Annotated in this window: 21 protein-coding genes; 8 read left to right on the forward strand and 13 right to left on the reverse strand. The window is 30.9% G+C overall.

The window, feature by feature from the left end:
• Window positions 1-13: 13 nt before the first annotated feature.
• The 8 genes from WHD54_RS10595 to dnaN all read right to left on the reverse strand — a co-directional run bounded on the left by WHD54_RS10595 (window position 14) and on the right by dnaN (window position 8,471).
• Window positions 14-1,192, reverse strand: a complete 1,179-nt coding sequence (locus tag WHD54_RS10595; protein WP_088323453.1) for a THUMP-like domain-containing protein — start codon at window positions 1,190-1,192, stop codon at window positions 14-16.
• A 5-nt stretch (window positions 1,193-1,197) separates the two neighbouring features.
• Window positions 1,198-2,280 carry an AI-2E family transporter gene (locus WHD54_RS10600; protein WP_088323452.1) on the reverse strand — a complete coding sequence of 361 codons (1,083 nt, stop codon included), beginning with the start codon at window positions 2,278-2,280 and terminating at the stop codon, window positions 1,198-1,200.
• Window positions 2,280-3,557 (reverse strand): hypothetical protein, encoded by a 1,278-nt coding sequence (locus tag WHD54_RS10605; protein ID WP_088323451.1) that lies wholly within the window; start codon window positions 3,555-3,557, stop codon window positions 2,280-2,282. Before WHD54_RS10605 ends, WHD54_RS10600 begins: the two co-directional genes overlap by 1 nt.
• Before the next feature lie 78 nt (window positions 3,558-3,635).
• Window positions 3,636-4,499, reverse strand: a complete 864-nt coding sequence (locus WHD54_RS10610; protein WP_088323450.1) for an RluA family pseudouridine synthase — start codon at window positions 4,497-4,499, stop codon at window positions 3,636-3,638.
• Window positions 4,499-4,915 carry a VOC family protein gene (locus WHD54_RS10615; RefSeq protein WP_088323449.1) on the reverse strand — a complete coding sequence of 139 codons (417 nt, stop codon included), beginning with the start codon at window positions 4,913-4,915 and terminating at the stop codon, window positions 4,499-4,501. Before WHD54_RS10615 ends, WHD54_RS10610 begins: the two co-directional genes overlap by 1 nt.
• Before the next feature lie 38 nt (window positions 4,916-4,953).
• A complete protein-coding gene (gene ggt, locus WHD54_RS10620; protein WP_088323448.1) occupies window positions 4,954-6,645 on the reverse strand; it encodes a gamma-glutamyltransferase in 1,692 nt (563 codons plus the stop codon).
• A 16-nt stretch (window positions 6,646-6,661) separates the two neighbouring features.
• Window positions 6,662-7,252: an ACP phosphodiesterase gene (locus WHD54_RS10625; protein ID WP_233130973.1), complete on the reverse strand. Its 591-nt coding sequence runs from the start codon at window positions 7,250-7,252 to the stop codon at window positions 6,662-6,664.
• Between the two features lie 100 nt (window positions 7,253-7,352).
• Window positions 7,353-8,471 carry a DNA polymerase III subunit beta gene (gene dnaN / locus WHD54_RS10630; RefSeq protein ID WP_088323447.1) on the reverse strand — a complete coding sequence of 373 codons (1,119 nt, stop codon included), beginning with the start codon at window positions 8,469-8,471 and terminating at the stop codon, window positions 7,353-7,355.
• Window positions 8,472-8,647: 176 nt separating this feature from the next.
• Between dnaN and WHD54_RS10635 the strand changes: the two genes are divergently transcribed.
• Together WHD54_RS10635 and WHD54_RS10640 are read left to right on the forward strand one after the other, a co-directional pair.
• Entirely contained in the window at window positions 8,648-11,137 is a 2,490-nt protein-coding gene (locus WHD54_RS10635; protein ID WP_088323446.1) for a PIG-L family deacetylase, read from the forward strand.
• A 171-nt stretch (window positions 11,138-11,308) separates the two neighbouring features.
• Window positions 11,309-13,006 (forward strand): sodium:solute symporter, encoded by a 1,698-nt coding sequence (locus WHD54_RS10640; protein WP_088323445.1) that lies wholly within the window; start codon window positions 11,309-11,311, stop codon window positions 13,004-13,006.
• 40 nt (window positions 13,007-13,046) lie between these two features.
• On the opposite strand, the gene WHD54_RS10645 is transcribed toward WHD54_RS10640, so the two are convergent.
• Both WHD54_RS10645 and WHD54_RS10650 read right to left on the reverse strand, forming a co-directional pair.
• A complete protein-coding gene (locus tag WHD54_RS10645; RefSeq protein WP_088323444.1) occupies window positions 13,047-13,679 on the reverse strand; it encodes an outer membrane beta-barrel protein in 633 nt (210 codons plus the stop codon).
• Between the two features lie 102 nt (window positions 13,680-13,781).
• Window positions 13,782-14,630 (reverse strand): DUF2911 domain-containing protein, encoded by an 849-nt coding sequence (locus WHD54_RS10650; protein WP_088323443.1) that lies wholly within the window; start codon window positions 14,628-14,630, stop codon window positions 13,782-13,784.
• Between the two features lie 142 nt (window positions 14,631-14,772).
• Between WHD54_RS10650 and WHD54_RS10655 the strand changes: the two genes are divergently transcribed.
• Window positions 14,773-15,537 (forward strand): NAD(P)H-binding protein, encoded by a 765-nt coding sequence (locus tag WHD54_RS10655; RefSeq protein WP_088323442.1) that lies wholly within the window; start codon window positions 14,773-14,775, stop codon window positions 15,535-15,537.
• A gap of 4 nt (window positions 15,538-15,541) precedes the next feature.
• Here WHD54_RS10655 and gldG read toward each other — a convergent pair whose 3' ends face one another.
• The 3 genes from gldG to WHD54_RS10670 all read right to left on the reverse strand — a co-directional run bounded on the left by gldG (window position 15,542) and on the right by WHD54_RS10670 (window position 19,209).
• Window positions 15,542-17,896, reverse strand: a complete 2,355-nt coding sequence (gene gldG, locus WHD54_RS10660; protein WP_088323441.1) for a gliding motility-associated ABC transporter substrate-binding protein GldG — start codon at window positions 17,894-17,896, stop codon at window positions 15,542-15,544.
• A 154-nt stretch (window positions 17,897-18,050) separates the two neighbouring features.
• Window positions 18,051-18,347, reverse strand: a complete 297-nt coding sequence (locus tag WHD54_RS10665; RefSeq protein ID WP_088323440.1) for a putative quinol monooxygenase — start codon at window positions 18,345-18,347, stop codon at window positions 18,051-18,053.
• A 4-nt stretch (window positions 18,348-18,351) separates the two neighbouring features.
• Window positions 18,352-19,209 (reverse strand): SAM hydrolase/SAM-dependent halogenase family protein, encoded by an 858-nt coding sequence (locus WHD54_RS10670; protein WP_088323439.1) that lies wholly within the window; start codon window positions 19,207-19,209, stop codon window positions 18,352-18,354.
• A 125-nt stretch (window positions 19,210-19,334) separates the two neighbouring features.
• Between WHD54_RS10670 and WHD54_RS10675 the strand changes: the two genes are divergently transcribed.
• The 5 genes from WHD54_RS10675 (at window position 19,335) to WHD54_RS10695 (ending at window position 23,605) form a co-directional block, all read left to right on the forward strand.
• A complete protein-coding gene (locus WHD54_RS10675; RefSeq protein ID WP_088323438.1) occupies window positions 19,335-20,288 on the forward strand; it encodes a PhoH family protein in 954 nt (317 codons plus the stop codon).
• 198 nt (window positions 20,289-20,486) lie between these two features.
• Entirely contained in the window at window positions 20,487-21,440 is a 954-nt protein-coding gene (locus WHD54_RS10680) for a phosphoribosylaminoimidazolesuccinocarboxamide synthase (protein WP_088323437.1), read from the forward strand.
• Between the two features lie 65 nt (window positions 21,441-21,505).
• Window positions 21,506-22,693: an enoyl-ACP reductase FabV gene (gene fabV, locus WHD54_RS10685; RefSeq protein WP_088323436.1), complete on the forward strand. Its 1,188-nt coding sequence runs from the start codon at window positions 21,506-21,508 to the stop codon at window positions 22,691-22,693.
• Window positions 22,694-22,761: 68 nt separating this feature from the next.
• Window positions 22,762-23,244 (forward strand): hypothetical protein, encoded by a 483-nt coding sequence (locus WHD54_RS10690; RefSeq protein ID WP_088323435.1) that lies wholly within the window; start codon window positions 22,762-22,764, stop codon window positions 23,242-23,244.
• Window positions 23,237-23,605, forward strand: a complete 369-nt coding sequence (locus tag WHD54_RS10695; protein ID WP_088323434.1) for a glyoxalase — start codon at window positions 23,237-23,239, stop codon at window positions 23,603-23,605. Before WHD54_RS10690 ends, WHD54_RS10695 begins: the two co-directional genes overlap by 8 nt.
• The last annotated feature ends 141 nt before the right edge of the window (window positions 23,606-23,746 follow it).

Consider the following 23,746-nt stretch of genomic DNA (forward strand, 5'->3'; position numbering starts at 1 on the left):
CCATACTTTAGCTTTATTCTATTTTGTGACAAATAAGAACGGTGAGCATATTTTTTTGATTGGTAGTAAAAAAAAGATACATATTACCACCATCTTTAATTTTAGTTTCTTTTCTTATTTGAGCAACTGTTTTAGGAAAATTACGAGTGGTAATATTTGCTTTTCCTTCAGTCAGTTTTTTTCTGATTAATTTTTTATCGTAGGGGAGCTGTTCGAGTATTTTAAATTTTCTGCCCGGAAAATCTATCAATGTATCTGAGGTGTATAAGTGTGAGTTTTGATGTAGTTTATGTACTTCAAAACTATTGGTAATTTGGTTAAATCCGCCAGACTTTAAAATAGCAGCATTGGGTTCGTATAAATAATTTTGAGGAAATGAGAAAGAAGAAGTTTGGGAGCTTTCAAATTCAAACTCAAACGTGGATGTTTGTTCTTTTTTGAGGTTCGCAGTTTTTATTTTAATGACTCCTAAATAGTTTTTTTCTAAGAGAAAAAGTAATTCTTTTACCTCATTTTTAACAGCTACAACATGAACCTCTTTTACATTTTTTAGCTCTTTTATGGTTTGTGAAATATCAAGTATTGGCGATGTTTTTATTAAAATTGTTTTTGTTTTAGTAAAAAGAAAGTCAATTTTCGGAGGTATTTCTGGCACACAATCTTTTAGTAAAAATACTTTTCCTTTTACCTCGTTCCTTCTCGACGGATCTATATAAATACAATCGTACTTTTCGGAGCTGTTTTTCAGGTAATTTACGCCATTTAGAGCAATTGGTTTAATATTTTTTACCAATAATTGTGTGAAGTTATAGGCAACTATTTTAGATAGTTCTTCATTAATCTCGCAATGAATTACATTTTTAAAAGAGTTAGAAAAATAGTAGCAATCAACACCAAAGCCTCCTGTAATATCTATAATGCTATCACCAGAAATAAGCATAGATTTGTATTTTGCGGTTGCTTCAGAAGAGCTTTGTTCTATACTAATAGCTTTGGGATAGTATATTTTTTCTGTTTGAAACCATGTTGGTAATTTTTTATCAGATTTCTGTTTTGCCAAAATTTGATTGGCAATTTCTTGTATGGTAACGTTTACAAACGGACTCCCTTTTAAAATTAGTCTTGTTATTTCTGTAGTTTTATTCCTACTAATAAAATCTTGGGTTTCAGTTTCTAGAATAGCTAAATTCAATGTTTTTATAAATCTTTAGTTAACGATTTTACGATTTTATTTTCAGACAAAAATTCTTTTAAAATTACTTTAAGAGCAGTATAAATAGGAACTGCGGTAATCATTCCTATAACACCAAATAGTAAGCCGCCAATAATAATTATTAAAAATATTTCTAATGGATGCGATTTTGTAGTTTTAGAAAATATGATTGGCTGACTACCAAAATTATCAATAAGCTGTGCAATAAAATAACCAATCATTACATACATTGAAGTTGGTAAAATTACCGACTGAAAATCTTGCCCAATATTACTTATCATAGATAATGTAAACATAATTACTGCGCCAATTAAAGGTCCTATGTAAGGTATTAGGTTGAGTAAAGCACATAAAAAAGCAATAACAATGGCATTATCTATATCGAAAATTAATAGTACAATGGTGTATAAAATAAATAATATACTTATTTGTAATATTAAGCCAATAAAATATCTAGACAATAAATTATTTATAGTTTCAGATGATTTAGAAAAGCGTTTTTCTGAATTATTTGGTATAAGAACTAAAATGCCTTTTTTTAATAATTGGCTATCTTTCATAAAGAAAAAAGAGATGAATAAAACAGAAAAGAGTCCCACACTTAAAGAGCCGATAGCCTCTAAAATTCCGTTTAATAAATTGGGAATTTCCTTAAATTGAGATAAAAAATCTACATTTTTAAGCTCCTCTAAAACATTAATTCCTTTGGTAGAGAAATAACTGATAATCTCTTGATAAATATTTTGAATATTAGCTTGTAACTCATCTATTTGAAGCAATGATAAACTTTTACCTTGTTCTATTATTAGTGGAATAAAAAGGCCAATTATACCTGCTGTAAAACTGAGCATCAAAATCATTGAGGTTACTACAGCTAATGTATTTGGGAATTTTAATTTTTTTCTGAGCAATAAAATAAAAGGTCTTGCTATTAAAGACAAAATTGCAGCTATTATGATGTAAATTACTACCGATTTAATGGTAAGTAAAAAGTATCCCAAAGCAAAAATTCCGATAATAATTGCCAGTGCTCTTAGTATTCCGTTAGATATTATTTTTGCATTCATCAATTGTATCCTTTTACAGTTCCTAAAGATAGTTTATTACCACTACTAAAAATATGGTTTGTTGGGAGTAAGGTGCCACTTTCTGTAACAATCCAATCTTGCCATGTTGCAGGTACATTGCTCATTTTCATGCTAGGAACTGTCATTTTATAGCTGTTGGGAACATTATTTTCGTCTAAAAACCAACTATATGAATCTCCAGGAGTTGTACCACCACTTGTATATTTTATGTAAAGGGCTTCTTTATTATTTTCTTTAATGATATTTCTGTAGGTACCTTTATCAAATAATTTGTGAGGTGCTACAAGCCAAAAAGAATCATTATTAAAAATGTTATTAGCTTTTTTTACAAGTGTTGCATCTGTTTTTTCTTGTATTTTTTCGTTAACATACACTTGGCTGTTTTCGATATTATTCGGATGTAATTCTACACGAATAGAATCCCAAGAAACCTGAACAATATGTAATTTCTTATCCCATTTAAAATGTCTTTTTCCAGCAAAGCTCCATTCTAAATAACGAGTATTTTTATAATTTTTATGCTTTATAGCTTTCAATATTTTATGAGCTAGTTCATCTGCTTTTTTATTGTAAGCTTGAACATTTTCAAGTGTAATTTCCATTCCGAATAAAGATAGCTTGTGTGCTGTAGGGAGTTTTAAACCTGCGCTGGTTGTTTTTAAGTTAGACCACGTAGCGCTAATGCCTCCAATAGGTATCAGGCTAGTCCACATTTTAAAGGAAGTAGGTAAATAATTCTCATCTAAAATCCACAAGTAAGAATCTCCAGGAGTTGTTCCACCAGAGGTATAGGTAATTAGTAGTGCATCTTTATTATTGTGTTTTACAAGGCGCCTTTCTGTGCCTTGATCGAAAATTTTATAAGGAGCAATCAGCCAAAAAGAATCGTTGTTAAAATATTTTATAGCAGTTTGTAAAACATCTTCATTTTCTACTTTTTTATGATTGATAAAGACTTCAGAATTACCATAGTTTTTAGTGTCTAAAATAACGTTATTTTCGTCCCAAGAAACAGAAACTTTGTTCTCACTTTTGTACCATTTGTAATGATGTACATTTCGAAAACTCCACGTAATTATTTCGGTATTATAAAAAGCCTCTCCATTTAAAGCTGCAAACATTTTAGCAGCTAGCTCTTCCGCTTCTTGCCCTTTTTTGCCATCCGGAAGTTTTTCGTTTTCAGAAAAGTATACATATGTAATTGCTGCAATTAGCAAGCCAAAAAGGAGGATAAGAATTTTAAGAGATTTCTTCATTTTTTTTAATATTAGTAAACAAATTTATTACTTTTTAAGGAAACATTTTTAGACGAAAATTTATGCTAAATACCTTTTTTATGTTTTGTTAAAAATTTTATCAAATTTAGGAGGTAACTTTTTAGAAATACTTATTGTTTTTTGAGTTAAAGGATGGGTAAAAGAAATATTTTCGGCATGCAAGTACATGCCCTTGCCTGTATGTAATAAACCCTCTAAAAAATATTTTTTATCGCCTAAAATAGGATGATTAATGGTAAATAAATGTTTTCTAATTTGATGTTTTCTACCTGTTTTAGGAGTTACTAATACTAAGTTTAAAATACCAAATCTAGCGGAATTTACAGATTTTATTACCAAATATTGGGTGATAGCCTCTTTATTATCAATTTTAGAATTAATAATGCCTTCTTGTTTCATTTTGCCAATTGTAACCGCAAAATATTTCTTTTGTACTTTTTTGTTTTCAAATAATTTTCCTAGTTCCATAAGCGCATTGGCAGTTTTTCCTATAAGTAAAACACCACTTGTTGCATAATCTAACCGATGAATTGGTTGTGGTTTTACGGTATCTAAAAAAGTACTTTTTATTAAATTTTGTGAAAGTGCGTTGGTTATGGTAACAAACCTATTTCCGCTGACTAAAATTCCTGAGGGTTTATAAATAATGGCTAAATATTGGTCTTCATACAAAACCTCTAAATTTAGTTTCAACCTATTGTTTGTGGTTTCTTTTTCTATATATAGAAGTTCGATTTTTTCATTTCCATTAATTATTTTACCCGTTGTAGCAGGAAAACCGTTAATAAGAATTCGGTTTTTTTTAATAGCTTTTTTAAGTGCAGATTTGGTAATTATTGTTTTAAAAATACCTACACCATATTCTTGAAATCGTAAAGGATTACTTATGGTTTTTACAATATGAGTTTCTATTACAAGCATTATTTGGCAAATAATTGCCCAATATCTTTAAAAGCTTTAAACTCTAGAGCGTTTCCTTCTGGGTCTTTAAAAAACATGGTAGCTTGTTCGCCAACTTTTCCTTTGAAACGGATATAGGGAGAAATTTCGAAGGTGATGTTTTTAGCAAATAATCTCTCTGAAAAATCATGAAAATCTTTCCATGTCAAAACCACTCCAAAATGCGGTACAGGAACATTATGCCCATCTACAGCATTTGATATTCTTTGAGGTTCGTAGTCTTCTTTTTGATGAATTACCAATTGATGTCCAAAAAAGTTAAAATCTACCCAATTTTCAGTAGATCTGCCTTCTTCACACCCTAATATTTCTCTGTAAAAATCTCTACATTTTTCTAAATTTTTTACAGGTATTGCTAAGTGAAATGGTTGTACCATAATTATTTAATTTAATTTCTAAAATGACTTTTTTAAATTTAAAATCCAACGGCAGCATCGTCACCTCTTGGGTCTGCGCCGCCTTCTAACTTACCATTTGGCAGTACTAAGATAGCATCAACTCGCCCAATAATCAAAGAATTTTTTTCTAACAGTTCATAACCAAGAGAAGTCAATTTGTTTTTAACATCGGTATCAAATCCGTTCGGTTCCATTCTTATTACGTCTGGCAACCATTGATGATGAAAACGAGGTTGGTTAACAGATTCTTGCATTCCCATATCATATTCAATAACATTTAAAATATTTTGTAATACCGAGGTAATAATAGTTGAACCTCCAGGAGTACCAACAACCATTTTAAGTTTACCATTTTTAGATACAATTGTAGGTGTCATAGAGCTTAACATTCTTTTCTCTGGTGCAATTGCATTCGCTTCCGAACCAACTAAACCATAAACATTTGGTGTGCCAGGCTTGCTAGAAAAGTCGTCCATTTCGTTGTTTAAAATAAAGCCTGCTCCTTTTACTACCACCTTAGAGCCAAAGCCAGTATTTAGCGTTGTAGTTACCGAAACGGCGTTTCCAAAAGTATCTACAATAGAGTAGTGTGTAGTTTCATCACTTTCGTATCCTAAAATTTTACCCTCAGAAATTTCACTAGAAGGTGTTGCTTTATCCCAAGAAAAAGAGGCCATTCTATAGTTTAAGTAACGTTGATCTGTAAGGCTATCTATCGGTACATTTACAAAATCGATGTCACCCAAATAATGTGCTCTATCGGCATAAGATCTTCTAGAGGCTTCTGTTATTAGCTGAATGTATTTGGAAGAATTATGCGGAATATCTTTTAAGTTATACGGTTCAATAGAACCTAAAATTTGTGCCAAACAAATACCACCACTTGCAGGCAAAGTCATAGAGGTAATTGTATGATTTTTGTATTGAAAGGTAATTGGAGTTCGCCAAATTGCTTTGTATTCCTCTAAATCTTTATGGCTTATAATTCCTCCTAACTCGGTTATATAATTTACAAGTAAATTAGCTGTTTCTCCTTTATAAAAGCCGTCTTTTCCAAAATCTCTTATTCTTTCTAGTGTTTTTGCAAGTTCTTCTTGCTTAAGAATATTTCCTTCTAGCCAGTCGTTTTCGAAAACTGTTTGGTAGTTGTTTGCTTGTTTAAATTTTTTGGTAGCACTATTTAAAGATGATGCTTGTTTTTTTGTAATTGTGATGCCGTTTCTAGCTAAATCGATACTTGGCTGAATTAAATCTTTAAAGGGTAAGGTTCCAAATTTTTTATAAACTTCAAAGATACCAGCAACTGAGCCAGGAACTCCAACTGCATGCGCACCTAATGTACTTTTATCTTTTATAACATTTCCAAGACTGTCTAAATACATGTTTTTGTGAGCGGTTATTGGAGCTTTTTCTCTAAAGTCTAAGGCACCTGTAGAACCATCGTTATTTCTGTAGACCATAAAACCACCACCACCAATATTGCCAGCAACTGGGTACACTACAGCAAGTGCGAGTTGTGTGGCAATCATAGCGTCGTATGCATTTCCTCCTTTTTTTATGATATCTAAACCTATTTTAGAGGCTTCTTTACGGGCAGATACAACCATGGCCTTTTCTGCAATAACACCTGTAATATCTATTTTTGATTCTTGTTTGCAGCTGCTTGCAAAAATTATAGTAGCTAGTAATGTCAGGAAAATTTTTCTCATTGTATAATTGTAAATATTAGGATTTTAATTCGTTTATTTTTTGATTGCTAAAGGTAATAAGATCTTTAAAGAAAAGTGTAAAATCTTCTTCTAACTCTTTTTCAAGAATTGTTAAGTCTTCAATGGCAAGATGCATTTGCGACTTACCATTTGTTCTATTATTTACACCTTTTAAAACTTTTTCAATGCCAGATTTGTTTTTATAATTGTATAAAATATCGTAAGAAATCATATAGTTTATGAACTCCTGAGACTTTAATGGCAATGTTTCTTTTAAATTGTTAAATAGATGATAAACAGATGAGGTGAAAATTTTAAGAGGAATTTCTGAATACAAGTGCCAGTTTTTTGCAAGAAAATAGTCGTAAAAAATATCAATAATCACTCCATCGTAATGTTTGTATCTTTTGTGTAACCTTCGTTTACTTTTTCTTACAGTTTTATGTGCATCTGTAAAAGTGTCTATAGCTCTATGTAAAAAAATACCTTGTTGTATCTCCTCAGAGAAATCCATATAATTATTACCTTTTATATGGTCTGCAATAAAATTACCTACCATAATGTTGGTGTTATTTTTAGAAAGATATAAATGAGCTAAGAAGTTCATGAAAAATATTTATACCTATAAATGTAAACAAAAAACCACAACTTTAGTTGTGGTTTTAAAATAATATATTTTTAATTTTTGTGAACTTTAAATAGTTTTTTTAACTATTTAACATTACTGGCATTACTAACATTGTAACTTGTTCACCTTCATCTGTTCCGTCTATCGGAGTTAAAATTCCAGCTCTGTTAGGTAAAGACATTTCTATAAGAACATCGTTTGCACTTAAATTATTAAGCATTTCACTTAAAAAACGGGAGTTAAAGCCAATTTGCATATCATCTCCTTGATAATCGCAGCTTAAACGTTCGTCTGCTTTGTTTGCAAAATCTAAATCTTCAGCAGAAATATTTAACTCTGTACCAGCCATTTTAAGGCGAATTTGGTGCGTAGTTTTACTGGAGAAAATAGAAACTCTTCGAACAGAATTTAAAAATGATGCTCTATCAACGGTTAGTTTATTAGGATTTTCTTTCGGAATAACAGCTTCATAATTTGGGTATTTACCATCTATCAATCGACATACTAAAACTACGTTGTCAAAGGTAAATTTGGCATTCGCTTCATTATACTCTATAGTTACATCGCTATCAGAACCTCCTAGAATACCTTTTAATAAGTTCAAAGGTTTTTTGGGCATAATAAATTCAGCTGTTTCGTTAGCAGTTACGTCTGTTCTAGAATATTTTACTAGTTTGTGCGCATCTGTAGCAACAAAAGTTAAACTTTGAGAGCTAAACTGAAAAAACACACCACTCATTACAGGTCTTAAATCATCATTTCCTGCAGCAAAAATTGTTTTAGAAATAGCGGTTCCAAGTATATGAGCAGGAACTACAGTAGTGCTAGGTGAAGGTAAAGAAACAGCTTTTGGGAATTCGTCTCCGCCAAAATAAGCCATATCATATTTACCCTGATCTGAACTAATTTCTATGGTGTTTTCTCCTTCAGTTTTAAAGGTTAGTGGTTGGTCTGGAAACGTTTTTAAGGTATCTAATAGTAAACGTGCAGAAACAGCAATAGAACCTGTACTGTCGCTTTCTACATCAATTACAGAGCTCATTGTTGTCTCTAAGTCTGATGCTGAAACTTTTAATTGGTTTTCAGACAATTCAAATAAAAAATTATCTAAGATTGGTAGGGTATTATTACTATTTATAACGCCCCCTAAAACTTGTAATTGTTTTAATAGTTGTGAGCTTGATACAATAAATTTCATTTATTTTTTTATCTAATATTAGTCATACAAATATAACCTTATTATATGACTCTGAAAATTAATTTATCAACAGGTTATGAGCATTTTGTTTATGATTTTTAAACGTTATAATTATGTTAAGAGATTTCTTTTTCTTTATTAAAAAACTACTTTTGTTATCAATCAATTATCTAATAATGAAGTCGTTTATACTCCTATTTTTCACATTATTTTTATCTCTTAAGTCTGCTTTTTCTCAGAAACCTCAAAAGTTAAGCTCAAATCAAATTTTCGAAAAGATAGAAAAACTCAATTTTTTAGGTACAGCACTTTATGTAGCCGCACATCCTGATGATGAAAACACCCGTTTAATTGCTTTCTTGGCAAATAAAGTTAAAGCCAGAACAGGTTACTTATCTCTTACTCGTGGCGATGGGGGTCAAAACTTAATAGGTTCTGAAATTAGAGAGTTGTTGGGGGTTATTAGAACCCAAGAATTGCTAGCTGCTAGAAGTATCGATGGAGGCGAACAACTTTTTACACGTGCCAACGATTTTGGCTATTCGAAACACCCAGATGAAACTTTAAAAATTTGGAATAAAAATGAGGTTTTGGCAGATGTTGTTTGGGCTATTAGAACCTTTAAACCAGATATTGTTATTAATAGATTTAATCATAGAACTCCCGGAACCACGCACGGTCATCATACAAGCTCTGCAATTTTAAGCGTTCAAGCTTTTGATCTTGCAGGTGATAAAGATAAATTTCCAGCACAATTAAAAAATACAAGTGTTTGGTCTCCAAAAAAACTATTTTTTAACACGTCTTCTTGGTTTTATAAAAGTGAATCTGAATTTAAAAAAGCGACTCTTGGTAAACTACTTTCTTTAGAGGTGGGTAATTACTACCCTTTAAAAGGTCTTTCTAATAATGAGTTGGCATCTATGGCTAGCAGTCAGCATTTATGTCAGGGTTTTGGTCGATTAAGCTCAAGAGGCTCTCAAAGCGAATATTTAGAGATTTTAAAAGGTGATAAAGTGAATGAAGAAGCCTCTCTTTTTTCAGGAATAAACACTACTTGGAGTAGGCTGGAGAACGGTTCTGAAATCGGACTTATTTTAGAAGAAATTGAAGAGAATTTCAATTTTAAGAATCCTCAAGTACATTTGTCTGCGTTATTAAAAGCCTTCGTCCTTATCCAAAATTTGAAAGACCCACATTGGCGTATGATCAAAGAAAAACAAATAAAAGAAATTATAGAGGCTTGTGCTGGGTTGTATATAGAGGCTGTCGCATCTAGTGCTACAGCGGTTCCTGATAGTAATATAGACGTAAATTTCGAGCTTTTGAATAGAAGTAATGCAAATGTTACTTTAGTTGCTGTGCGAAGTTATCCTTCAGAAAACACATTTTTAAAAGACATTGTTTTAGCAACAAATACAAAACTAGTATTTAAAGAAAAAATTCGTCTGAAAGAAATCAACTATTCATCGCCATATTGGTTGCAAGAGCCTGCAAGCTTAGGAATGTATAAGGTGTCGGATTCATTGCTAATTGGTAAGCCTGAAACCCCAAGACCTATCCGTTTTACTTTTGATTTACTAATAGAAAATATTCCGATATCTATTAACAAAGATATAGTTAGAAAGTATGCAGAAAAAGATAAAGGAGAGGTGTATGAGCCTTTTGATGTACTACCGAAAATTACAACAAACATAAAAGACAAAGTGTTGCTTTTTCCTGATGAAAAATCAAAAAAAATAGCTGTAGAGGTGCGAGCAGGAGTAAACAATATACAAGGAAATACAACGCTTAATGTTCCCAACGGATGGCGTTTTTATCCCGAAAAACAACCTTTTAATATTCAGCAAAAAGGAGATCGGCAAATAGTGTTTTTTACTATTTATCCTCCCAAAAATGCCTCTGAAGGAACTTTAAAAGTAGTAGCACTTTCAAATGATGAGATTTTTGAAAAAGAGATGGTAGAAATTAATTATAGTCATATTCCAAAACAAAGAGTCCTGTTAAATTCTGAGGCTAAGATTGTTCGTTTAGATATACAAACTGCTGGAAAAAAAATAGGCTATATAATGGGAGCGGGTGACGCCATTCCAGAGAGTTTACAGCAAATTGGTTACAAGGTTACTGTTATAAATCCTGCTTTAATAAACGAGAATAATTTACAAATGTATGATGCTGTAATTTTAGGGATAAGAGCCTACAATGTTGTGACAGAGCTAAAATTTAAACAGAAATTTTTACTAGACTATGTTGCAAAAGGGGGTACTATGGTTGTGCAATATAATACCAATAGAGGTGTAAATGTTTTGGCTCCTTACACCCTTAATCTTTCTAGAGATAGAGTTACTGATGAGTTTTCGGATGTTCGTTTTTTAAACAGCGAACACCCACTTTTAAACTATCCTAATAAAATTACATCTCAAGATTTTGAGGATTGGGTTCAAGAAAGAGGGTTGTATTTTCCGAATTCTTGGAGTTCAGATTATACACCAGTTTTGTCAATTAAAGACAAAGGAGAGACTGCTAAGAATGGAAGTTTATTAATTGCAAAATATGGAAAAGGGAACTACATATATACTGGTTTAAGCTTTTTTAGAGAGTTGCCAGCAGGAGTTTCTGGAGCTTACAGGTTATTTGCTAACATATTAGCTGTTGGTAAAAAGTAATGTTCAGATAAACAAAAAGGTGCATAGCCAAACGAAATCAACATCATATAATTTTAACAGATGAAAGAAAAAAAATATTTTTGGAAAAAGACATATTCATTGGTTCTAATAGCCAACTTTATATATATTGTTGTTTGCTATTTACTAACTCAATATTTTAACATTTAAAAGATGGAAATTGTAAGTAAATTACATTTGATAGATTGGGTTGTTTTAACAGTAACCTTACTTTTTATTGTGGGTTATGGTACCTATGTAACCAGAAAAAATAGCAATGTATCTGATTATATAAAAGGAGGAAACGACACCAAATGGTGGACAATCGGTCTTTCTGTTATGGCTACACAAGCCAGCGCAATAACATTTTTGTCTACTCCCGGACAAGCATTTCATAGTGGTATGGGATTTGTTCAGTTTTATTTCGGACTACCAATTGCTATGATAATTATTTGTGTAGTTTTTATTCCTATTTATCATAGATTAAAAGTGTATACTGCTTATGAGTTTTTAGAGGGTAGATTTGACTTAAAAACGCGTAGTTTGGCAGCAATTTTATTTTTAATCCAAAGAGGCTTAGCTGCAGGAATTACCATTTTTGCACCAGCAATTATTTTAAGTGCTGTACTTGGTTGGGATTTATTAACGTTGAATATAATAATTGGTTTTTTGGTAATTGTATATACAGTTTCAGGTGGCACAAAAGCCGTAAATGTTACCCAAAAGCAGCAGATGGTTATTATTTTTATGGGGATGTTAATAGCTTTTTTTATGATTATGAGTCAGCTTCCAGAAAATATTACGTTTGTAAAGGCGCTCGAAATTGCTGGAGCTAGTAATAAAATGGAAGTTTTAGATTTTTCTTTTGATGTAAATAATAGATATACCATCTGGACAGGTATTTTTGGTGGTACCTTTTTAATGCTATCTTATTTTGGTACAGACCAGAGTCAAGTGCAAAGGTATTTGTCTGGTAAATCTATAAAAGAAAGTCAGTTAGGTCTTATTTTTAATGGTTTATTAAAAGTGCCAATGCAATTTTTTATTCTAATTATTGGTGTAATGGTATTTGTTTTTTATCAGTTTAATCCGTCTCCATTAAACTTTAACCCTTCTGCAAATTTAGAAATAGCAAATTCTAAATATGCAAAAGAATACCAACAGCTTCAAGAGTCTCATGAAGAGGTAGAAACCACCAAAAAGGCACTTTTGTTAGATGGTTTTCAACCTCATGAAAAGCAACAAATTCAGTATTTAAATGAGCATGATTTATTTTTAAAAGAAAAATCTAAAGAAATTATAGATCGTATAGATGCAGAAAACACCTTAATTAAAGTTGAGTCTAACGACAAAGATTATGTTTTTATACACTTTATTTTAAACAATTTACCAAGAGGTTTAATCGGTTTGTTGTTGGCTGTAATATTGTCTGCAGCAATGTCCTCTACAGCTTCAGAACTTAATGCTTTGGCAAGTACAACAGCAATAGATTTATATAAAAGAAATGTTTCTAACAGAAGCGAAATACATTATGTAAAAGCTTCGAAATGGTTTACACTATTATGGGGCGTAATTGCCATTTCTGTTGCTTGTATTGCTAATTTATTTGAAAACTTAATAGAGCTAGTAAATATTATTGGGTCTATTTTCTACGGAAATGTATTAGGAATTTTCTTGCTTGCTTTTTTTATTAAGTATGTAAAAGGAAATGCTGTTTTTATCGCAGCGCTAATTACCCAAGTTATAATTGTGTATATTTTCTTACAAGATGTATTACCTTACCTGTGGTTAAATTTATTGGGTTGTACATTGGTTATGGCAATTGCAGTTTTACTGCAACTTCTTATACCTTCTAAAAAAAAAGTACACTAGAAAACTAACTATACAAATACTTTTTTAAAAGTATACGCTATTATTGACGAAGCTTAAAAACGATTCCGATGGTATTTAAATTGGTTATTTTTTGCGTTTGGTTGCTCCCTTTTAAAGTAGTATTAAAATTAGTAAAATCTGACTGACCATTAAAAATTATACCGACTTTAGTGTTTTTACTAAAATGAAATAGTAATCCCGCACTTGCTTGTGTTCCGAAATTCCAACCACTAAAATTATTTTTGGTAGTGTTAGATAAATATTGATAATGATCTTTGGTGATGTTTTGAGTGTAAAATCCTATCGACCCAAAATATTCTATAGAGCCATTTGTAACTGAAGAGTAGGTAAGTAAAGCCGGAATTTTAAGAAGGTTTCTCGTGTGATGAAAAAAAGCATTACCAGCGCTACCATTTGCAGATAGTTGGTTAAAACCAATACCGGTGGCAACGCCAAATTGTCTAGAAAAATTATAGTTTATTAAAACTTCGCTACTATTAATATTTGCATTGTAGTTTGGTGTTGCAGAGTCTTTTATAGTTGCAAAACCTATTCCGCCATAAATATATACATCAATTAAAGCATTTTTTTTCAACTTTTCTTTTTCAGATTGTGCGTGTACAATAAAGACACTAAGTACTAATAGTATGGTAGGAATTCTTTTTAAAAGCATTTTTTTGTTATTTAAGTTAGTTCTATAAATTTAGAGAAATTTTTTTCGTAAAAAAAATCTCAAGTTATTACTTGAGATTTTTAGATTTCGTAAAAATGAATTTTACAGTGCACCCCATTCTTTAAGAGAGGCTTTATTCATTTTTATATATCCTGCATTATTTGCTTTTTCGGCATATTTTAAAGATTCTTTTGCAGCAGCTATAGCACCTTTTACATTTCCTGCTTTTGCATGAATTAATGCTTGTTGTCTTAAAAACCAAAACTTAGGTGAGTCTGCAGTCATTTTTACTGCGGTATCAATCCAGTTTTGTGCTTTTTTAATGTCTTTATCTGCTTCTAAATAATATACTGCTGCCGCATACATGTCTTGGGCAGATGGTCCTGCCATTTTTGCTTCAATTTGTTTAGAAACAATGTTGTCTGTTGGTAAAGTTATGGGTAGGTTTACCATAGTATTTTCCCACAAAAGACCAAGAATGAAACTATTGTTTGTAAGGTTGTCGAAAGTTATGGTAAACGTTTCTATAGTCATAGGCATATTCTCTGCGGGAACTGTTGTTTTAACAGCTACTTTAGAGTCGTCCCATTTTTTTGGTGTTCCCCAATTATTGGTATCTGTGTATAAAATTATTTCCCAGTTTTTTTCTCCAGGAATTGTGTATACCGCATAAGTACCAGCTTTAATTGTTTGGTTGTCAATCATAAAATCTGTAGATAAACTTATTGTCGTATTAGAGTTTGCTCCAGTTCTCCAAACTTTTCCAAAATCTTCCAAGCCTCCAAATATTTTTCTTCCTCTTACACTTGGCCTAGAATATTCTAATGTAATATCTGTCAAACCAACTTTTTGGGATATTTTTTGAAGCGGACTTTTGTCTGGTGTTTTAATTTGTCCATAACCAATGGCTGTAAATGCTATTAAGCACAAGCTTGTTATAATTTTTTTCATAATGTATGATGCTTTTAGTTTCGTAAAAAATCAAATTTACAATATCTAAATATGCTTATTGTTAACAATATCATAAAAGAAAGCACTGTATATTTGCTTTTTATAATTGAGTTTTTGGGATCGATATTTTTAAATTAAGTAGATGAATAGCATTAGTATTTTAGGAGCAGGTTGGTTGGGAAAAGAATTGGCAGTTAGTTTTACAGAAGATGGGTTTTCGGTAAAAGTATCTACCACTTCAGAAAAAAAAGTACCTGTTTTAGAGGCATTAGGTTTCGATACTTTTATAGTTGATATAGAGACCTATGAAGAGTTTGACGATTTTTTAAACTCAGATATTTTAATAATAGCAATTACCTCTAAAGATATTGATGCATTTGAAAGGTTGATATCTCAAATTAAATATTCTCCAATTCAAAAAATTATTTTGGTGAGTTCTACAGGAGTTTATCAGGCTAAAAATAAGGTGGTTACAGAGCAAGATAGCGTACCCAATAGTTCGCTTGTAACCATCGAAAATTTATTTAAAGAAAGCACTTTTTTTGAAACCACTATTGTACGCTTTGGAGGTTTGTTTGGTGGAGAAAGACACCCAGCAAATTGGTTTAAAGATGGAAAAAAAATTCCACAACCTAACGGATATGTAAATATGATTCATCGAGATGATTGTATTGAAATTATCCATGAAATTATTGCTCAAAATTGTTGGAACGATACCTTTAATGCCTGCGCCTCTCATCATCCAACTAGAAGAGAGTATTACACATTAGCAAAGTTAAGCAAAGGATTTCAGGTTCCAGAATTTGAGGAACATCAACCAGATAAATGGAAAATTATAAGTTCTAAAAAGTTAGAAAACACCTTACACTATAAGTTTATACATAACGATTTATTAAAACCTTATTAGTTCTTTATTTTTGATACTTTCTTTTTCTTAAATAGAAGAAGATACATCCAAAAATAAATAAAAGAATTAGTGGTAAAAATACATTAAAAAACTGCCAAAAAGTTCTTTCAGAATATGCTTTTTGTTTATCCAACATTTTAATTTTTACCGTTTTATTTCTTAGGTTTATAATTCCGTTATCATCTAGTAAATAGTCGATGGTATTCAGTAAAAAATCTTTATTGCCAAATTCTTGATTGGTCCATTTATCTCTAGATAAATCGAATGGTTTGTTTTTCAAAAGCTGATTTTTGCCAATATCACCATCAGCAATAATTACCATTTTATTAGCTTTAGAAACCTTTTGAAAGTAAGGTGTTTTAAAAGGCAAAATTCGGTCTTTATATGCAGAGTTAAAATTGCCTTCTAATAAAATTGCAAAAACTTGGTTTCCAGAAATATATTCTTTTTCAACTACCTCATCTGCAATAGATTGTAGAGAGATAAAAGTAGGAGTACCAATTTTTTGGGTTAAAACAGAGCTAACCAAAAGAGGTGTTTTTTTTATGTTATTTGGCAATGTATCTATATTATTTGCAAACTGTAAACGAACAGGAATAACATTTTTAGTAATTGCATTATTAGGGTTTCCGCTTACAAGCGGATGGAAATACCATGCCAAGTTTTTAAACTGAGTTTGATTACCCACCTTGCCAGTAGCAACAGGAATATCGGCAGCATATAAGTCTTTTATAAGATTGTTATTTATTCTTACACCATAAGAAAAAAGTAGGTTTGTGAGGTTTAAATCTCGCGGATATACCATCATTTTGCCAGTAGCTGCAAGGCTATCTTGGTCTGCCTGAACATTGTCTATCATCCAAAGTGTTTTACCACCGTTGGTTATAAATTGGTCTAGTATAAATTTTTCTTTTTCTGTAAATTTTTCTGTAGGCTTTGCTATAATAGCCAAATCTAAGTTTAGAATATCTTTTAAAGTTTGTTGTTCTTTACCTTCCAAATCACGTAAAGTAAATTTAGCCAATTGGTACTTTTTTGCAACTTCACTTAAATAACTATATTGATAAATGTCTGATAATTGTCCGTTGCCAGTAATTACACCTATTTTTTTTCCTTTATTTTGAAGTATGGTATATATGCCGTCAATAAAGCTATGTTCTAAATTTTCGATGGCTTTTTGTAATTGTTCTTCTTGAGATGCTAAAACCGTTGTCGGCAATAAAGAGACAATTCTTGTTTTTTTGCCCCAATTTATTTCTGCCCACGGAAAAATGATAGCTTCCGAAAGTTTACCATTTTCCTCTACAGTTAGTTGGCTTGGCATCATCCCTTTTTTAATAAGCGACTCTCGAATATTATCTGGGTTTTTAAAACTAATTTTTAGATTTTTATTCTCTGAAGATAGCTCTTCTAAAAATTGTTTTGTTTCTGTTTGAAGTCTTTTAAATTCCGAAGGAAAATCACCCTCTAAATATACAGTAATGTGTAGTGCTTTGTCTAAGCTAGAAATGGTGTTTTTTGTTACCTTAGAAAGTGTAAATCTTTTATCTGATGTAATATCAAATCTTTTGTAAAAAGAATTACTAATAAAGTTAATAAGAATACATCCAATACATATAACTACTAACTTTTTTATTCTAAAGGTATTCTCTAATTGTTTTTTTGCACAAAATAAAAAGAAAAAAGATATGGTTATAAAATAAATAACATTTCTAGTATCAATAACACCTCTTGCAATACTTTTGTAATGCTCTTGTATGCCAAATTGCTGAATAATTGTGCTGTTATTTTCAAATAAATTTGCAACTGCATCGAAACCAAAAAATAATATAAATGTTACAAAAACACTTAAAAGAAATGCTATAATTTGGTTTCTAGAGAGAGTAGCCGTAAAAACTCCAACACCAGTATAAGTAGCTGCTAACAAAATTAAGCCTATGTAGGAGCCTATAATGCTGCCAAAGTCTATGTTTCCAACAGGATTTGCTAATGCATATATTGTTAGTATGTAACTAATTGTGGGTAAAATAGCTATAATTGACAAAAATAATGAGGCTAAAAATTTACCTAAAATAATTTGGTTGAAAGTAAGGGGAGATGTTTTTAAAATTTCTATTGTTCCACTACTAAACTCATCTGCAAAACTTTTCATTGTAATGGCAGGAATTAAAAAAAGGAACACCCAAGGAGCTATGTAAAAAAAAGGATTAATATCTGCAAAACCTGCATTTAAGATATTAAAATTATCTTTAAAAACAAATAAGAATAGACCGTTAAACAGCAAAAAAACACCAATTACTAAATACCCAATTGTACTCGAAAAAAATGCATTAAGTTCTTTATTTAAAATGGCTAACATACTAATGTTATTTTTTTTATAATGGTGTATAGTTTAATTTAAAATTTGCATTTTAATGTGGCGAAAATAAAATAAAGCATTCCTTTTTTTGTAAACGATATGGATGATAAATTATTCTCATAAATATATGTTTTCTTATCAGTTTTAGTTTTTATTAAGGTAAACTTACTTTTTTATCGACACTCCAAGCAGCGGGTTTGTTGTTAAATAGTTTTTTGGTTTGTTGCCAAACATTTTTAAAAAGTGCAGATTTTCTGTAGTTTTCTAGCGCTTCTTCTGTTTCCCAATAAGAATAAGTAAAAAATATTTCCGCATTATTTTTATCTTGATAGAGTTCTAAAAGCAGGCACCCTTCTGAGTTTCTTATCGAATTTTTTTTTGCTTCAAATATTGATAAAAAAGTGTCAATATATTTTCCGTGAAACTGCATTTTAACTATTCTTACAAACATTTTTTTAAATTTTGGTATAATCTTGTTCTGGAGTATCGATAAACTCTACAGTTATGGTATCTCTATATTGCAAGCCTAGTAAAGAAGAAGCGCCGCCAACACTGCCTAAATTACTTCTGTAAATGGCAATTTCTAAAAATCCGGCGGCATTAAAAATAGCCAATTTATGTCCATCATATTGGTGATTTTCATAAGAGCTATTGCTGGCAATTTCATTATATTTTGTAAATATTTTAGAAAAAGTGTGTTTTTTGGCAACTACCCTAAAATCTCTTCCTCTACCAATGTCTAAAAACATTTTTTTACTAATATTGGTAATCACATTTCCATAATTATCTATATAAACAATACCGCCAATAAGTTGGTTTTGTGTATTATTTACAATAGGTTGAATTTCTCTAATTTTTTTAAAAGAGTTTATTTCTTTTCCTATTACGGTTAAATTTCCTCCACGAGCAATAAAACAAGCAACTTGCACAAAAACATCTAATACAGGAAAACTACTTTCTACCCGATCATGAATGTTAATTTCTACAATTCTTTTGGGCTTAATTTCATTCGCTATCATAGAGATAATACCGTTATCCGGACACACAAAATAATGGTCATCTAGCTCTAAAGCAATATGTTTATTATCTTCACTTAGTTCAGAATCTACACCAATAATATGTATGGTTCCTGTTGGGAAGCTTTTGTAAGAATGCTTTAGGATATAGGCTGTTTCTGTAATGTTAAAAGGAGAAATTTCGTGAGTTATATCAACAATTTTAGCTTCCGGAAGCTCAGAGTAAATAGCACCTTTAACTGCACCTACAAAATGGTCTTTTGTTCCGAAATCTGTTGTAAGTGTTATGAAATTCATTAATGGGGATGTTAATTAATTGTGTAAAAGTTTTCAACTATTCAACGCAAATCTAATCATTTTAGAAATTTTATTGCTTATTTTTATTTAATTATAAACGGTACTTACCAACAAAAATTAAACATTTGAACGAACGTGTTTTAGAACTATCAGAAATTAACCCAAAAGATTTTTTTGGACCACACAATGCCACTGTAGAACAACTAAAAAAGTATTTTCCTAAGATAAAAATCGTAGCTAGAGATACTACGTTAAAAATTTATGGAGAATCAGACATTTTAGATGAATTTGAAATAAGGTTCGAGCGATTAATAAATTATTTTGAACGTTACAATAAGTTAGATGAAAACAGCATCGAGCAAATTGTTACCTCAACAGGTAAAGAATCTAAAACGAATGCAGCAAAAAATGCCAAAGAAGTATTGGTTCATGGTGTGGGTGGAAAACTGATTAAAGCTCAAACAGACAATCAACGAAAAATGGTTGCTTCAATGACAAAAAACGATATGCTCTTTGCTGTAGGACCTGCAGGAACAGGAAAAACATATACAGCAGTTGCATTGGCAGTAAAAGCGTTGAAAGAAAAAGAAGTTAGAAGAATTATTTTGACTAGGCCAGCAGTAGAATCAGGAGAAAATTTAGGGTTCTTACCAGGAGATTTAAAAGAAAAATTAGACCCATATATGCAACCTTTGTATGATGCTTTACGCGACATGATACCTCATGAAAAGTTAGAGTCTCACCTAGAAAAAGGAATTATTCAAATTGCGCCATTGGCTTTTATGAGAGGAAGAACTTTAGACAATGCTTTTGTTATTTTAGATGAAGCACAAAATACAACTCATGCTCAAATGAAAATGTTTTTAACTAGAATGGGAAAAAGCGCAAAGTTTATTATTACTGGTGATCCTGGTCAGATAGATTTACCAAGAAAACAAGTGTCTGGACTTAAAGAAGCTTTATTAGCGTTAAAAGAAATTGACGGTATTGCACAAGTTTTTTTAGACGACAAAGACGTTGTAAGACATCGATTGGTTAGGAGAATAATATCTGCTTATAAAAGTATAGAAACAAGTTAGTAATGTTTTATAAAAACTGTATGTGAACTCTATTTCTGAGATTTTTTATACATAAAAGCACCACGTTTTAACTCAAAAAATGAACAGAAAATAGCCAGGTTACCATTTTGGTTTTTTTAAAAACAAATAAAAGTCTCTCAAACTAGTAATTATAATCTGTTAAAAATAGTATTTTTGCAACCACAAACTCATACCACAATGAATACAATAAACGAGACAAATTTTAAGTTTCCGAATTTAAAATCTGTTTATAAAGGCAAGGTTAGAGAAGTTTACAATATAGATAATTCTCTTTTAGTAATGATTGCTACAGATAGGCTTTCGGCATTTGATGTAATTTTGCCTCGTCAAATTCCTTTTAAAGGACAAATATTAAATCAGATTGCAACCAAGATGATGAATGATACCAAAGATATTGTTCCGAATTGGTTGATAGCAAATCCTGATGAGAATGTAGCTGTAGGTGATTTATGTACTCCATTTAAAGTAGAAATGGTAATAAGAGGTTATTTATCTGGCCATGCAGCCAGAGAATATAAGTTAGGTAAAAGAACCTTATGTGGTGTGGCAATGCCAAAAGGTTTAAAAGAAAACGATAAATTTCCTACACCAATAATTACCCCTTCAACAAAAGCGGATAATGGGGCACACGACGAAGATATTTCAAGAGAAGATATTTTAGCGAAAAATATAGTTACAGAAGCAGACTACCTAATTTTAGAAGATTATACTAGAAAATTATTTAATAGAGGAACAGAAATTGCTGCAAAAAGAGGTCTTATTTTAGTGGATACTAAATATGAGTTCGGAAAAACAAAAGACGGTAAAATTGTATTAATTGATGAAATTCATACGCCAGATTCCTCTAGATATTTTTATGCTGATGGCTACGCAGAAAGACAGGAGCAAGAACTTCCTCAAAAACAACTCTCGAAGGAGTTTGTAAGACAATGGCTTATAGAAAATGGTTTTCAAGGTAAAGAGCATCAGCAAATACCTACTATGTCCGATGAAAAAATAAATGAAATTTCGAATCGTTACATAGAATTGTATGAACAAATTACAGGAGAAAGTTTTGTAAAAGCCGATACTAATAATGTGTTAGAAAGAATAGAAAATAATGTAAATTCTTTTTTAAGCTCAATAAAATAATACATTTGTATTTGAAAAAAAACAATTACAAATTAAAAATATACTTTAAATAAAAACAACTTATAATGATAATAGAACCAAGAACAAGAGGGTTTATTTGTTTAACCTCTCATCCTACAGGTTGCGAGCAAAATGTTAAAGATCAAATAGCGTATGTACAATCTAAAGGAAAAATAGAAGGAGCTAAAAGAGTTTTAGTAATTGGTGCCTCTACAGGTTTTGGTTTGGCATCTAGAATAACAAGTGCATTCGGTTCTGATGCGGCTACCATTGGTGTATTTTTTGATAAACCAGCCACCGAAGGAAGGCCAGGTTCTCCGGGCTATTATAACACAGCTGCTTTTGAAACTGAAGCACACAAAGCTGGTTTATATGCAAAAAGTATTAATGGAGATGCGTTTTCAAATGATATTAAAGCGCAAGTAGCTTCGCTTATTAAAGAAGATTTAGGTCAGGTAGATTTGGTTATCTATAGTTTAGCATCACCTGTTAGAACACATCCCGTTTCAGGTAAAAGGTACAAATCTGTATTAAAACCAATCGGAGAAGTTTTTACAAATAAAACGGTAGATTTTCATACAGGTGTAGTTTCAGAAATTTCTATTAACCCTGCAGAGGGAGAGGATATTGAAAATACTGTTACTGTAATGGGTGGCGAAGATTGGAAAATGTGGATGGATGCTTTAAATGACAATAATTTATTGGCAGATGGCGCAACAACTGTTGCGTATTCATACATTGGCCCAGAAGTTACAAAGCCAGTATATAGAAACGGAACAATTGGAGCTGCTAAAGATCATCTAGAAAAAACTGCTTTTGAAATTTCAGATGCATTAAAATCAATAAAAGGAAAAGCATATGTTTCCGTTAATAAAGCATTGGTAACTCAAGCTAGTTCAGCTATTCCTGTTATTCCTTTGTATATTTCATTGCTATATAAGGTGATGAAGGCCAAAGGGATTCATGAAGGATGTATAGAGCAAATACAACGTTTGTATAGCGAACGTTTGTATGGAGGAGATATTTCTTTAGATGATAAAGGTAGAATTCGTATTGATGATTTAGAAATGCGATCTGACGTACAAGAGGAAGTTGTTAAACTCTGGAAAAGTGCTACTACAGATAATTTACCAGAAATTGGAGATTTAGAAGGGTATAGCACCGATTTTTATAATTTATTCGGATTTAAAGTTCCGGGTGTAGATTACGATGCAGACGTAAATGAAGTAGTTCTAATGCCAAGCGAACAATAATAACAAATAAAAAAAAGCCTTATTAATATAATTAGTAAGGCTTTTTTTTTGGATTAAAAAAAATAATTTTGAAGGCAGTAACTATCAAACAACTGAAAGATGAATTAGGGCATAAGTCTGCTTATGAACTTAAGGAGTTATGTTTACATTTGGCAAGATTCAAGAAAGAGAATAAAGAATTACTTACTTATTTAATGTTCGAATCTTTAGATGAAGATGCTTATGTAGAAAAGATTAAAGAAGAGATAGATGAACAATTTAATACTATAAATACTTATAGCTTTTATTATATCAGAAAAAGTGTTCGTAAAATTTTAACATCAATAAAAAAGCATATTCGTTATTCCAAGAAAAAAGAAACAGAAGCAGCACTATTATTATATTTTTGTACGAAGTTAAAAGAGTTAAAACCTTCTATAAAAAGAAGTACCCGTTTGCTTAGTATTTTTGAAACACAAGTAAGAATGATTCAGAAAGCAATAGCTAAGTTACACGAAGATTTACAGTATGATTTCGAGTTAGAATTAACTAAATTGTTGGACGATGAATAAGCAAAGACCAGTTTTAAAAGGTTTAGAAAGGGAAAATATGACTTCGGTAGAAGCTTTTCAAAATAATACCCTACGACCAGTAATAAAAATGCAACATAGTTTATTAATAGCTACTTTTAATAGGTATATTATAAATAAAAAAGTAGATTTTTTATCCCTTACCGACCCCAAAAAAAGAGAACGTATTAAAGGTGTTTTTACAAAAGATATTAGTTTTAAAAATCAAACTATTGGTTGTATAATCGGTCAGTTTACAACAGAGGAATACCATTTTTACGCAATAAATTCCTCGGAATTAAATAGGCGAATTATTCAAATTATAATACAACGTGTACAAGACAGTCTTGCGGAGTTAGCTTAAAAAAAAGCCACTGCTTAAACAGTGGCTCATCAATCAACCAAAAAACTTCTTATTTATAAAATTAGAAGTAAACGAATGTTTTAATTTACAGATAACAAATTTAATAAACTATATTGTTTAACTATATGAAAATTATGTTAA

The organism is Polaribacter tangerinus (assembly GCF_038024095.1).
Lineage (GTDB): Bacteria > Bacteroidota > Bacteroidia > Flavobacteriales > Flavobacteriaceae > Polaribacter > Polaribacter tangerinus.